Origin of the sequence: Marinobacter sp. es.042 (assembly GCF_900188315.1) — a bacterium.
In the GTDB taxonomy this organism is placed as follows: domain Bacteria; phylum Pseudomonadota; class Gammaproteobacteria; order Pseudomonadales; family Oleiphilaceae; genus Marinobacter.
In genome coordinates, this window is sequence record NZ_LT897781.1 from 3,563,812 (window position 1) to 3,577,395 (window position 13,584).

At 59.4% G+C, this 13,584-nt stretch carries 11 protein-coding genes; 5 read left to right on the top strand and 6 right to left on the bottom strand.

What is annotated here, in order from left to right:
• Positions 1-115: 115 nt before the first annotated feature.
• Positions 116-1,816: an isovaleryl-CoA dehydrogenase gene (locus tag CFB02_RS16385; RefSeq protein WP_088558854.1), complete on the bottom strand. Its 1,701-nt coding sequence runs from the start codon at positions 1,814-1,816 to the stop codon at positions 116-118.
• Between the two features lie 2 nt (positions 1,817-1,818).
• Complete coding sequence (locus tag CFB02_RS16390; RefSeq protein ID WP_088558855.1) at positions 1,819-2,451, bottom strand: TetR/AcrR family transcriptional regulator; 633 nt, start codon at positions 2,449-2,451, stop codon at positions 1,819-1,821.
• 272 nt (positions 2,452-2,723) lie between these two features.
• On the opposite strand from CFB02_RS16390, the gene CFB02_RS16395 reads away from it, so the two are divergent.
• The 5 genes from CFB02_RS16395 to CFB02_RS16415 all read left to right on the top strand — a co-directional run bounded on the left by CFB02_RS16395 (position 2,724) and on the right by CFB02_RS16415 (position 8,789).
• The gene (locus CFB02_RS16395) at positions 2,724-2,945 is read left to right on the top strand and encodes a hypothetical protein (RefSeq protein WP_088558856.1); all 222 of its coding nucleotides are present in this window, start codon (positions 2,724-2,726) and stop codon (positions 2,943-2,945) included.
• A gap of 193 nt (positions 2,946-3,138) precedes the next feature.
• Positions 3,139-4,125, top strand: a complete 987-nt coding sequence (locus CFB02_RS16400) for a lipase secretion chaperone (protein ID WP_227519260.1) — start codon at positions 3,139-3,141, stop codon at positions 4,123-4,125.
• 141 nt (positions 4,126-4,266) lie between these two features.
• On the top strand, positions 4,267-5,286 hold the full coding sequence (hemB, locus tag CFB02_RS16405) for a porphobilinogen synthase (RefSeq protein ID WP_088558858.1): 1,020 nt from the start codon (positions 4,267-4,269) through the stop codon (positions 5,284-5,286).
• A 50-nt stretch (positions 5,287-5,336) separates the two neighbouring features.
• Positions 5,337-7,478 (top strand): polyphosphate kinase 1, encoded by a 2,142-nt coding sequence (gene ppk1, locus CFB02_RS16410; RefSeq protein WP_088558859.1) that lies wholly within the window; start codon positions 5,337-5,339, stop codon positions 7,476-7,478.
• A gap of 21 nt (positions 7,479-7,499) precedes the next feature.
• Positions 7,500-8,789 carry a DUF945 family protein gene (locus CFB02_RS16415; RefSeq protein WP_088558860.1) on the top strand — a complete coding sequence of 430 codons (1,290 nt, stop codon included), beginning with the start codon at positions 7,500-7,502 and terminating at the stop codon, positions 8,787-8,789.
• 62 nt (positions 8,790-8,851) lie between these two features.
• Here CFB02_RS16415 and coaD read toward each other — a convergent pair whose 3' ends face one another.
• The 4 genes from coaD to CFB02_RS16435 form a co-directional block, all read right to left on the bottom strand.
• Positions 8,852-9,328: a pantetheine-phosphate adenylyltransferase gene (gene coaD / locus CFB02_RS16420; protein ID WP_062786015.1), complete on the bottom strand. Its 477-nt coding sequence runs from the start codon at positions 9,326-9,328 to the stop codon at positions 8,852-8,854.
• Positions 9,329-9,591: 263 nt separating this feature from the next.
• On the bottom strand, positions 9,592-11,193 hold the full coding sequence (locus CFB02_RS16425; RefSeq protein ID WP_088558861.1) for a GMC family oxidoreductase: 1,602 nt from the start codon (positions 11,191-11,193) through the stop codon (positions 9,592-9,594).
• Positions 11,194-11,221: 28 nt separating this feature from the next.
• Entirely contained in the window at positions 11,222-11,860 is a 639-nt protein-coding gene (locus CFB02_RS16430; protein WP_088558862.1) for a hypothetical protein, read from the bottom strand.
• Between the two features lie 169 nt (positions 11,861-12,029).
• Positions 12,030-13,475: a coniferyl aldehyde dehydrogenase gene (locus tag CFB02_RS16435; RefSeq protein ID WP_088558863.1), complete on the bottom strand. Its 1,446-nt coding sequence runs from the start codon at positions 13,473-13,475 to the stop codon at positions 12,030-12,032.
• Positions 13,476-13,584: the final 109 nt, after the last annotated feature.

Consider the following 13,584-nt stretch of genomic DNA (forward strand, 5'->3'; position numbering starts at 1 on the left):
GGGCTCCGCCATCCATGGCTCCGCACAGTTTTGGAGAGTATGCCCCCCGCCGGTTCGCGAACAGTTCAGTTTGCGTCCGCGGGGCGAGGTTTTCGTGGCTCGGCAGACGCTATGTCTAGCCTACTACAGGCGTTGCCCGTTTGATAATGGCTGCCGGATCGGTGCCCGAGGGCAGGTTGCCGTAGTTCATGCCGCCACTGGACTCGAGTCTCGAGGCGCAGAAGGCGTCGGCGACGGCGGCATCCGAGTGACGGAGCAGCAGGGAGCCCTGCAGGGCCAGGGCCATGCGATCGACCAGGTTGCGGGCGCGGTACTGGAAATCGCTGATGTCGGCGAAGTCGTGTTGCAGCTGCGCCAGGAACTGGTCGAAGCGGCGATCGGCGCCTTTGGCTTCAGCGGCTTCCTTGAAGAAGGCGTCGAGGGTTTCAGGTTCTTTTTGCAGGGCGCGCAGGGTGTCCAGGCACTGAACGTTGCCGCTGCCTTCCCAGATGGCGTTGACGGGCGATTCCCGGAACAGTCGGGGCATGATGCAGTCTTCCATCACGCCGCTGCCGCCGATGCATTCCATGGCCTCATAGGCATGGTTCGGGGTGCGTTTGCAGATCCAGTATTTGCCGACTGGTGTCGCCAGGCGGGCCAGCAGCCGTTCATGTTCCTGGTCCTGGTTATCCAGGGCGCGGGCAATGCGCATGGTATAGGCCAGTGCCGCTTCGCTTTCCAGGGCCAGGTCGGCCAGGACATTCTGCATCAGAGGCTGATCGATCAGGCGGGCACCGAAGGCGCTGCGGTGACGGCAGTGGTGGCTGGCCTGGGCGATGGCCTGACGCATGCCGGCGGAGCTGCCGATCATGCAGTCGAAGCGGGTCATGGCCACCATTTCAATGATGGTGGGCACGCCGCGGCCTTCCTCGCCAACCATCCAGGCAAGGGCGCCACGCAGTTCGGCTTCGCTGGAGGCATTGGCAACGTTGCCCATTTTGTTCTTGAGGCGCTGGACCTGCCAGGGATTCTTGGTGCCGTCCGGGCGCCAGCGGGGCATCAGGAAGCAGGACAGTCCTGCCTGCGTCTGAGCCAGTACCAGAAAGGCATCGCACATGGGCGCAGAGACAAACCATTTGTGACCCACCAGCTCATAGGCCTGGCCGGGACCTTGAGCGCCGATCGGATAGGCCCTGGTGCTGTTGGCACGAACGTCACTGCCACCCTGTTTCTCAGTCATGGCCATGCCGATGGTCACAGAGCTTTTCTGGCTGTCCGGCAGGTTGCGGGGATCGTAGCTGTCGGCCAGGATCCTGGCTTCCCAGTCGGCCGCCAGTTCCGGCTGTTTGCGAATGGACGGAATAGCGGCAAAGGTCATGGTTACAGGGCAGCAGTGGGCGGCTTCCACCTGGGAGTGCATGTAGTACTTGGCAGCGCGGGCAACATTTGCGCCCTGGCCTGGATGGCTCCAGGGGCTGCTGTGCAGGCCATTGTCGAAGGCGATGCGCATCAGCTCGTGATAGGCCGGATGGAAGTCCACCTCATCAATGCGATGGCCATGCCGATCGTGGGTGTTGAACACCGGCTTGTTGGCGTTGGCACGGAACCCCAGGTCAATGGTCTCCGCGGCCCCGGCCAGGGCTCCGAATGCCTTGAGGTCCTCGGCAGCGTTGCCGGCGCCCTCCCGGAGGGCGGCTTCCTGCAGGGCAATGTCCTGTTCGAACAGGTTGTAGTTCTCCAGCGCCGGTGGCTGGTTGAAGACCTCGTGGGTGCTGGCCAGGTAGCGATCTTCCTGGTCGTTTGATGGCGTCTCTGGCCGGGGCTGCCGCGCGTTCATAGCTACCTCCTGGTGCCGGTCAACCCCTGCATACAAAAGCAGATGATGGAATTGACCAGCGGGTCATTGTTGTCTTCTGTTGTGCTGGTGGCCTGGCTGGTCTGTGTCGGTGACAGGGGGCCAACCAGACTTTCCGCTATGGCGCCCACCAGGCAGGTGCTGCTTTGGCGCGCGTCCTGATCCGGGATGCATTCTTCTTCAATGCCTTCGCGGATCGCTTTTTCGAACAGGTTGGCGTACGCCTTGCGGTATGCCAGTCGTTCTTCTTCTACTTTCGGGTCCACCGGCTCGGCGATCAGTGACCAGGCCATTTGCGGGCCTTTCAGTGCCCGCTCGGCAAATTGTCTGAGTGCCCGCTCAAGCCGCTCAGCGGCGTTGCCATCGGAGGCCAGAGCTTCGGCGACCTTGTCGACTTCCCGCTGGGTTGCCAGCCGGAAAATCTCGGCGAACAGGTCCTCTCTGGATTCGAAATGCCGGTAGATAGTTCCTGTGGCAACGCCGGCCAGCCCGGCGATCCGGGTAACCCGCGCGCTTCGAAAACCGCCTTCGGCCACGCACTGATAGGTGCAGTCCACAATCCGTTTGCGCGCCTCCGCCTTGCGCTGGCGCATTTTTTCCGTTTCTCGATAGGCCATTCGGGCTCCCTACAAGTAGTGAATCACTATTCATTCTTTATGTCAATTTTTCGATCTACAGACGAATATAAAATTTCCGCATGTAATTCAATCGTTTGTTGTAAGTAACAAAAAGTTACAAAAAAGTCGTTGCCAATAAATAGCGTGGTCACGAAAAGCAGATTATAAAGACGCCAAGACGAAGCCGCAGGCGGTCGTTCGTCGATACGGAGTGAGGTTCCCTGCGGGGTCGCAGCACTCGACCATCTGTTTTCGTTGATGGAGAAAAGATCATGAGTGAATTCGACGAAAGCAATCTGGAGCAGTCCGGAAGCTGGACCAGCGACAGTAACGACAACCATTCCATCGCCGGCCGTGCCCGCGTTCGCGCACAGTTGCAGGCAGACATCGAAGCGTTCCTGAGCCAGGGCGGAAGGATCCAGGAAGTAGATACCTCTTTCCGTTCTGATACGCCTCGCAAGGTGGAAGTGGGTTTTAACAACCGCTCCCTCTGAACGTTCAGACGGCAGTCCGGGGCGCTTCGCCCCGGCTCCGTTTTTGATCCCTGTCTCGGTATGACCTGTCAGCGTCGTTTATCCTCGTTTATTATCGTTTTGCGCCGTTAGCCCGGGCAAATCGCCAGTCACCCGTAACCCGGACTCCTGTGTGGTAATGAAGCCGCGAATCCAATTTTTCCTTGTTTTGCTAATGATCATAGCAGCTGTTGCCAGCTTCTGGCTGATGACGGCAGATCCGGCTGCCGAGGGTGAGCCGGTCGTATCGGCGCCGGTAAGTGAGTCTCTGAAACCAATCAAGAAGGAGGCGGCCGCTTCTGCGCCCTCCGATCTGATAAACAAGGCTTCCACGGTCCGTATTCCCGAGCAGTTGCCGGCCTCGCTGGCAGGCACCTCGGTCCCGGATGGTTGGGCCCAAACGGACAGGCTCGGCAATCTTGTCCCGACCCCGCATCTGCGACAGTTGTTCGAGTATTTCCTGTCAGCCCTGGGAGAGGAATCGCTGCAAGCGTTGGTGGCGCGCATTGAAGCGGCTCTGTCGGGCCTGGAAGAGCCGGCGAGATCCCAGGCCCTGGTAACCCTTGGAAACTACCTGGAATACAAGCTTGCGGTTTCTGAGCTGGAACAAAGCTATGGTGAGGTGTCCGGGCTTGGCGCGGGTGAGATGCAGCGAAGGATGGCAGAGATCCAGGCACTGCGGCGGACCTGGCTTGATGCCGATACCGCCGCCGCTTTCTTTGCTGACGACGAGGCAGTCGACCGCTTCCAGATCGAAAAACTCAGGATCGCAAGCAATGACAGCCTGACCGATGAGCAGAAAGCAGAGGCTCTTCGCCAGGCCGAGTCTGCCTTGCCGGAGCCGCTCCGCAAGGCCAGGGAGGAGACCCGCCGGTTTGCAGACTATGAACAGGTGCGCCGGGAGCTGGCGGATGATCCCCGTGCACTCGATGCGTGGCGTCAGGAGGCCTTTGGGGAAGCCGCGGCGGACAGGCTGGCCCGCCTTGAGGAGGAACAAAAGAGCTGGGACCGCCGCTGGCAAGTCTATTCACAGGAGCGGGACCGGCTATTGTCTTCCGGGCTTGCCGAGCCGGAACGTCAACAGGCGCTGGAGCGCCTCAGGGTCAGCCATTTCGATGAGACTGAACGGGTTCGTGCCGAGGCGCTGGATTCGATCCGGTAATCCGCCTGTCATGTAATTACCTTATCCTGCCGAGGGAGTCTGCAACCAGTGGCGCCGGCCGTGTATGATGGAGCAAAGGGCGCCCGGCGGATGCCGAGACGGTCCATCAGACTTTTTGTTCAGCCATTCAGGAGGTTGTCAGTGCCGATTCCGACTCCCCGTACTTTTCCTGCCACCCGCTTACGCCGTAACCGGGCCAGCGATTTCTCGCGTCGCCTGGTTCGGGAAAACCAGCTCACGCCGGACAACCTGATCTATCCGGTTTTCGTTCTGGAGGGTGAGGGCCAGCGGGAACAGGTGCCCTCAATGCCGGGAGTGGAGCGCCTGAGCATTGATCTTCTGGTTGAACAGGCTGCGGAGCTGGTGGAATTGGGCATCCCTGCAATAGCCCTGTTTCCGGTGGTTCCGGCCGAGAAGAAAAATCTCTCCGGCTCCGGGGCCTGGGATTCCGATGGCCTGGCGCAGAGAGCGGTTCGCGCCCTCAAGTCGGCCCACCCGGAACTTGGAGTGATTACAGACGTGGCGCTGGACCCGTTCACCACCCATGGCCAGGACGGGATCATCGATAACGACGGTTATGTTCTCAATGACGTGACGGTCGAGGCATTGGTCAATCAGGCGCTCTCCCATGCCGACGCCGGTGCTGATGTGGTGGCACCGTCTGACATGATGGATGGCCGGATTGGAGCCATTCGAGAAGCCCTGGAAAACGGCGGCCATGTGAACACGCGGATCCTGGCCTATTCTGCCAAGTACGCATCAAGTTATTACGGCCCTTTCCGGGACGCGGTGGGCTCGGCGGCCAATCTTGGTAAGGGCAACAAGGCGACCTATCAGATGGATCCGGCCAATGGCAATGAGGCATTGCATGAGGTCGCGATGGACCTGGCCGAAGGCGCGGATATGGTGATGATCAAGCCCGGCATGCCGTATCTTGATATCGTCCACCGGGTAAAGACGGAATTTCGGGTACCGACATTTGTCTATCAGGTCAGCGGCGAATACGCCATGCATATGGCTGCGGCCCAGAACGGCTGGCTGGACGGCGATGCGGTAATGATGGAGAGCCTGATGGCCATGCGCAGAGCCGGGGCTGACGGAATCCTGACCTATTTTGCCGTGCGTGCAGCCCGGCTATTGCGGGATCGTCAGGACAGATAAGCCAAACAAGTCATCGCCAGCAGTGGCGAACACGATGGAATAAAGGAATCATGACAACGGATACGGCGAAGAAACAGAAAGCAGGGGATGAACGGAGTGTGCCTGCGCCGGTCGACGTGCCCCCGGTTGGTGAGGAGGTCAATCTGGATGCCAATGAGAACTACTTCAACCGGGAACTGAGCCAGCTCCAGTTTAATTACCGCGTGCTCAAGCAGGCTCTGGATACGACGCACCCGTTGATCAACCGTCTGATTTTCTGCTGCATCTTCAGCAGCAACATGGACGAATTCTTCGAGATCCGCGTCGCCGGTCTACGGCAGCAGATGAAATACGGCCGTGAGACCGTTGGTGCCGATGGCATGATGCCGGACCAGGCACTGGCGGAAATCAGCCGTGTTGCTCACGAGTATATTCGCGAGCAGTACGACATACTCAATAATGTCCTGATTCCCGAGATGGAACAGGAGAACATTCATTTTGTCCGTCGTCGGGAGTGGACGCCAGAGCAGGCGGAGTGGGTCCGCACCTATTTTGAAGAGGAGATCCTGCCGGTGGTCAGCCCCATCGGGCTGGATCCGTCACACCCCTTTCCGAGACTGGTCAACAAAAGCCTGAATTTCATTGTTGAACTGGATGGCAAGGATGCCTTCGGCAGGGAAACCGGTATGGCGATTGTTCCGGCTCCGCGTTCGCTGCCGCGTCTGGTCCGGTTGCCTGATGACGTCTGCAACGGTGGCGAGAATCTGGTGTTCCTGTCGTCCATGATCCACGCCCATGCCGACGAGCTCTTCCCCGGCATGGAGGTGAAAGGCTGCTATCAGTTCCGGCTGACCCGCAACGCCGACCTTGAGCTCGAAGATGACCTGGAAGATCTGGCTTCGGCCCTGCGTGGTGAGCTGCTCAGCCGGCGGTTTGGCGACGGCGTGCGCCTTGAGGTTGCCGATAACTGCCCGGAAGAGCTGGTTCAGTTCCTGCTGAAGGAATTCGGTCTGACCGAGCGCGATCTTTATCAGGTCCATGGCCCGGTGAACCTGACCCGATTGATGGCTGTCGGTGGGCTGGTGGACAGGCCGGACCTCAACTATTCCGGTTTTTCGCCGTCGATTCCCAAGCAGATCCGCAGCAAGGAATCGATGTTTGATGCCATTCGCAAGCGCCCGATTCTCCTGTTGCACCCTTACGAAAATTTCAGCCCGGTCGTTGATCTGCTGCGTCAGGCCGCCAAGGACCCTCAGGTTCTTGCGATTCGCCAGACCCTATACCGGACGGGGGCAGACTCGGAGATTGTCGAGGCGTTGGCGGATGCGGCCCGTCGCGGAAAGGAGGTTACCGCGGTTATCGAGTTGCGGGCGCGGTTCAGTGAGGCCGAAAACCTCGAGCTGGCCAGTCGGCTGCAGGAAGCGGGCGTGATCGTGGTATACGGCGTGGTTGGCTATAAGACTCACGCCAAGATGATTCTGATTGTGAGGCGTGAGGAGGGACGGCTGCGCCGTTATGTGCACCTGGGCACCGGAAACTACCATGCCGGTAACGCCCGTCTGTATACCGACTACAGCTTCATGACCTGCGATGAGTCCATCAGCGACGACGTCAACAAGCTGTTCCAGCAGCTTACCGGAATGGGCAAGGCCCTGAAGATCAAGAAGCTTTTCCATTCGCCCTTCACCCTGCATCAGCGACTCCTGAGCCTGATTGATCGGGAAGCCGGTTATGGGGACAAGGGCCGAATCATCTTCAAGTTCAACGCATTGACGGAGATCCAACTGATCAAGGCGCTTTATCGGGCCTCACAGGCCGGTGTGAAAATCGATCTGATCATCCGCGGCATCTGTTGTCTGCGCCCGGAAGTGCCGGGCCTCTCGGAGAATATTCGGGTGAGGTCGATTATTGGCCGTTTCCTGGAGCACACCCGTGTTTACTATTTTGGCAACAATGGCCGCCCGGATGTGTATTGCTCCAGTGCCGATGGTATGGAACGGAACCTGCTCAGCCGGGTGGAAACCGCTTTCCCTCTGGACGATCCTGATCTCGCCGCCCGGGTCAGAGAAGATCTGGATACTTACCTGGCCGACAATTGCCAGTCCTGGGTACTGCAACCGGACGGCAGTTATATTCAAAACCAGCCTGCAGAAGGTGAAGAGCGCCTTGCCTCACAATTGGTGTTGCTTGAACGGCTGACCGGAAAAACCTGATTCCCGAACTGGAGAAAGTGTTTGAACGCCAAATGGATGATTGCCGGCGCTGGTGTGCTGGCTGTAGCTGGCGGCCTGCCCTGGGTCGTGGGATACGTAACTGAGCAGCAGTGGCACCAGGCAACAGCGGAGGTGAACGATGCACAACCCTTCCTTCGCATGGAAACGGATAACTATGAGAGGGGTATTCTCGGAGCCCGTTTCAGCGGTTCGGTGAACCTGATCAATCCGGAAACCGGTGAATCCCAAAGGCTTGCCTATCGGGCGAATGTGACCCATGGCGTGACCGGCAGCCTGATGGATTTCCAGCCTGAGGATGGCTGGGCCGCCGGTGATACCGACTGGTTCTCCGGTGAGGAGCCGAGGCTGACCCTGGAAACCCGTCTCTGGGGTACTGCTGTTCTTGAACTCGAAGCGCCCCAGATGACCCTGACGGACCCGGATACCGGGGAGACCCTGGCCTCAAGTGGCGGTCTGGCACGAATTGAGATCAGTGACGCCGGTTCTCAGGCCGATGCCTTGATGGTCTGGCCGGGAGTAACCCTGTCCGGTCCGGACCTGGATATTCAGGTCAGCGACTTCCGCCTGGAGCAAACCATGAGCCATCTGACCGGTGAGGTCTGGACCGGCTCCGGCGAGATTGCGGTGGAATCGGTTGCTGTGACGCCGGCAGCGGAAGCCCCGTTCACGCTTCAGGAGATTTCGGTTCGTAGCAGCAGCGAGCCGGTCAACGATGGTGAACGCCTGGATTCACGAATGACGTTCGAGGTCGCTGGCGTTTCAACGGCCGATGAGCGTTATGGTCCCCAGAGATTGGTGTTCGCATTGTCGGGGCTGGATGTGGCGGCCTGGAGCAACCTGACCGAGAGCCTTTCATCCATGCAGGCGCTGGCTATCACTCAGGCCTCCGGCGGTCCCCAGCAGTTTGAGCAGCAGATGGCCGCCATGCAGCAGGTGAATGCCGCCGTTCGGGATTTGGCAGCAGCCGGGTTCTCGGTTGGTTTTCCAGAGCTGACCGTGACCACCCCGGAGGGTGTGATTGAAGGCAGCGCCCGAATCGCCCATCCGGAGCTGACGGCGGATCAGAAAGCCGAAATGCTGATGGTGATGCAGCAGTTGACCGGCGAAATGGATCTCAGTCTGCCCGTCGCACTCGCGGAGGAATACCCGGAATTCCGGTTACAGCTGGCACCGCTGATCAAGCAGGGGCTGCTGGTAGAGCAAGGCGACCTGCTGGTGCTTGATGCCAGTATGAAAGATCTTGTGCTGGACGTGAACGGTGTGGAAATTCCTTTGCCGCCGTTGCTTTGACGCCGCTGGTTCATTGCCATAAAAAAGCCCCGCTGGTCGGGGCTTTTTTCGTAATTTCAGGGTCAGCTGAACTTCTTTTTCAGGGCAGCTTCTACCGCCGGATCAACAAACTCCGAGACATCGCCACCCAGGGATGCAATTTCCCGGATCAGCGTGGAGGAGATGTAAGACAGGTGGTTGGCCGGCGTCAGGAAAACGCTCTCGACTTCCGGCGCGAGCCGGCGGTTCATGTCGGCCAGCTGGAATTCGTACTCGAAATCGGACACCGCCCGGAGGCCGCGAAGGATCACGGTGGCGCCCTGTTCACGGACAAAGTCGGCGAGCAGGTTGCTGAAGCCGGTGACGGTGACATTGGGGAGGTGCGCGGTTGCCTGGCGGACCAGTTCGCAGCGTTCTTCGAGGTCGAGAAGTGGCTGTTTCTTGGGGTTGTAGGCAATGGCAACAACGATTTCATCAAACATTCGGCCGGCCCGTTCGATCAGGTCGGTGTGGCCGTTGGTGATGGGATCGAAGGTGCCCGGGTAGATGACTTTGGACATGCGCAGCTCCTTTCTTTGTAAGCGCCTAGGATAGCAGCATTTTCGGAGACTCTGTAGGCGTCCGGGGCTTCAGGCAGTGCATGTCGGCTATGTGCTGGGGCCGACTGGAAGGGCTTGTCCGGGAAACGCTACGAGCACATCCCTGTGCGCTTGAGCGAAGCCATCCATGGCTTCTCACATTCCCGGACAAGCCCTTCCAGCCAGCCTGTCTAGTCCCGCGTAAGCATCCCCGACGGGAACCGGGCCTTTATCAGCGGGCACTGCTAACTGGCAGTTTGCGAGAGTTTTTGCGCTAACCGAGTACTGTTGCGTGCCGCCAGGGCATACACCGACAGCTGCGGATTTGCCCCGATGCTGGTCGGGAAGATCGAAGCATCGTGGACGCTGAGGTTACCAACGTGGTGGTGTTCACCAAAGCCGTTGACGACCGAGTTTTGCGGATTGCTGCCCATGGCGCAGCCGCCCATCTGATGGGCGGTGAACAGGCGGACGCGGTGGGGTGCCATGGGGAGTTGGTCGATGGCGGCTTTGGCGTCGGTCCAGTTGGTGTACCAGTCGGAATCCAGGTGCATCAGGCGGACTTTTTCGGCACCGGCGGCGAACTGGATTTCGGCCATGGTGTGGAAGGCTTCGCGGATGCCCTTCCAGAGGTAGTCGCTGACGGGGTAGTCCAGTACCGGGCTGCCGTCGTCGCGGAGGGAGACGGTGCCGCCGGGGCTTTCGGGGTGGAAGCCGTCCCGGAGCAGGGCGATGACGGACTGCATGTGGGGCAGGCCGGCCATGTTGTTGATTTGGGTTTCGCCGTGGCCGGGTATGACGCCGCTGGACATGCCCGGGTGCAGTGGTGGCACCTCGAGTTTGTAGCCAACCGGGCCGTCGACGCCGTTGCGGAAGTTGAATTCGTCAGAGTAGATGGACTGGGGCGCGCCATAGAATGGGTCGACGCGCTGAGGCATCTGGGCGACGGTGGCGTTGACAGGATGGATGAACGAACGCTTGCCGATCCGCTGGTGCGGGTCCGGGATATCTGAGCGCAGCAGCAGGCCGGGGCTGCCGATGGCGCTGGCGGCGACCACGAAGTGTCTGGCTTTGAGATTGACCTTGATGCCGGTTGGAGTGACGCCATCATCGGCAAACGCAGAGGCTTCCAGATGGTCGATCTGGTCCTGGTTCATGACCAGGCGGTCGGCGCGCAGGCTGTGGAATAGCCGGGCGTTGTTATCGAGCGCCCCCGGAATGGTGGTCATCAGGGCGCCTTGTTTGGCGTTGGTCGGGCAGCCGACGCCGCAATAGCCCAGGTTCCAGCAGCCTTTCACATTGCGGGGAATGATCTGCCAGCTGTAGCCCAGTTTCTCGCAGCCCTGGCGCAAGATGTCGTTGTTGACGTTCGGGTCGACCTGCCACGGCGCCATGGAATGGCGTTCTTCCCGGCCATCGAACCAGGGCGCCATGGCGTCCGGCCGGAGTTCGTCCAGGCCAAACTGCTCGGCCCAGTAATCGAGCGTGGGCGGCGGTGTCCGGAAACTGGAAGTCCAGTTTACCGTGGTGGAACCGCCCACGCAGCGGCCCTGCAAAATGGCGATTGCCCCGTCCCGGGTTACCCGGCTCATGCCTTCCTGGTAAAGGTTGGCATAGGAGGTCTGCTCGTCCATCTTGAAGTCTTTCTGATAGTAAAGCCGGCCCTCCTCCACGAGTATCACGGACAACCCGCTGCGGGCCAGAATCTCGGCGGTGGTACCGCCACCGGCGCCGGTTCCGATAACAACAACATCCGCTTCTGCGGTCAGGTTTTGCCTCAGAAGGGCGCTATCGGTGACGTTCCAGCCTGATTCCAGGCCCCGGGCAATACGATCGGTCAATGACATGCTTGTGCTCCGTCAGATCAGCTGGCAATCAGGCGTTTTGGAATTGTGGCAATGCGTCGACCGCGTATTGCGGTGGTCCGGGATAGCCGGACAGATGCCAGAAATCGCGATAGCCATAAAATGCCACGTTGCTGATCTTGGTCAGCGCAATGTAGCCATTATTGAAAAGTCCGATACGGCTGGTGCGCCAGCGCTCCAGAAACGCGTCCGCTTCCTCCGTGGTCACATTCGGCCAGCTGGACCAGACCCGGGCAACGGTCACCCGGGTGAGCCCGAAGTTCAGCAGATCAAACAGTTGCCGCAGTTCCTTCTGGTTGGCCGGACCGAATTTGTGGATACCGGCATCAATTCGTTCGATGGTTCCGGCAATCGCTGCGTTTCTGGCTTGAGGCTGCTCCGGCAAGCCCGGCCCAATCATGGCGGGCAGCAGGGCTTCAAATAATGCAATGTCGTCTGCGGTCAAGAACCGGAACTGGTAGCTGGCATCCATCCGGGTGCCAACGGCACTCAGCCGACCCGCCGGCTGCGTGGCGCATCCGCTTAGCCCAGCGGTGACAGTTACGGTGCTCAGAAACAGGGCGCCGCCCAGTCCGGTTTTCAGAAAGCTTCGGCGGTTCAGATCGGCAAATTGAGGGTGTCCTGACGGATCAGGGATCTGTTTCTGCATGGGTGTGTTCTCGTTATTGTTTTTGGATAGCGGGGAAAATGCTGAATCGTCGCGGGCTGGTAGCCCCTTCCAAAACTGTGCAAAACAGGGATGTTTTGCTCAAGCCTACACGGACGTATTCACGGCGTGTTTTGGAAGGGGCTACCAGCCCGCGACAGACTCCGAGTTCTCAGCGGATAAAGAACTTGTAAACCAATTTGTGCGCAGTCGTTCCGTGGGGCGCATAGACAAACTTGCCGCTGTTGAATTTCTGCTTGGTGAAAATGGCCCGGTGATGGGAAAAGGTCAGGAACCCCTCGCGGCCGTGATAGTGCCCCATGCCGGAATCGCCGATGCCACCGAACGGCAGATCATCCTGGGCTACGTGCATCAGGGAATCGTTGATGCACATGCCTCCAGAGTGGGTGTTATCCACCACATGCTGCTGCTGGGTCTTGTCGTATCCGAAGAAATACAGCGCCAGAGGCCGCGGACGATCATTGATGTAATGAATGGCTTCATCCAGGCTGCCGTAACTGACGATCGGCAGAATCGGACCGAAGATCTCATCCTGCATTACCTTCATATCCGGCGTGGTGTTCAGTACCAGCGTCAGGGGCAGCTTTCGGGTGCCGTCCTTCAGATTCTCACGGGCAGGGTTGATCTCCACCAGTTCGGCGCCTTTCTCCCGGGCGTCCTCAAGGTAGCCTTGCAGTCGATCGTACTGCCGCTCATTGATGATGGCAGTGAAATCGTCATTGTCCCGCAGGCTGGGATACATCTCGGAAAAACGGGCACGAAACTCGTCGACAAACGACTGCACCCGGTCAGCGGGGCAAAGGACGTAATCGGGCGCCACGCAGGTCTGGCCGGCATTGAAAGCCTTGCCAAAGGCGATTCTTTGGGCCGCGTCTTCCATGGGCACATCCGGAGAGACCACCGCCGGGGATTTGCCTCCCAGCTCCAGGGTGACCGGTGTCAGGTTTTCCGCTGCGGCCTTCATGACCAGCTTGCCCACCGACGTGGAGCCTGTGAACAGCAGATGATCAAACGGACGTGACGAGAAGTCCGCAGCTACGTCGGCCTCACCATTAATTACCGAGACCAGGTCCTCCGGGAAGCTGGCTTCGATCAGCTCCTTGAACAGGGCCGAGGTGTGTGGCGTGTACTCCGACATCTTGATCATGGTGCGGTTGCCCGCTGCCAGGGATGCGACCAGTGGGCCCACCGCCAGGTACAGAGGGTAGTTCCAGGGCACGATCACGCCAACCACACCCTTGGGCTGGAAGTGGACCTTGTTGCTGGCGGGCTGGAACAGCACGGAGACGTGGCGCCTGGACGGCTTCATCCAGCCGCTGAGGCTTTTCAGGGTGTAGTTGATGCCCTGGATTGACGGCATGACCTCGGCAATCAGGGATTCGTCCTTCGAGCGGCAGCTGAAATCCCGGTCGATGGCATCCAGAAGCCGGTCCTGGTTGTTGAGCAGAACCCGCTTGAGGCGTTTCAGGTTCTCCTGCCGCTCGGCCAGGGAGGGCATCGGATTGTTGCGGAACGCCTTTTTCTGATCCTCAAACACGCGGTGGGTGTGCTGGATCTGTTTCTTGCTCTCGGTGAGCTGGACGACAGTGGCTCCCATGATGCTTTCTCCTCATTGGTGCCGATCAGAGTCCGTCGGCGACCTGTTATTCCAGATATTGAAAGGCTGGCGAAAAAATACTCAATTTGCGTCTGGGGGTATTATTAGA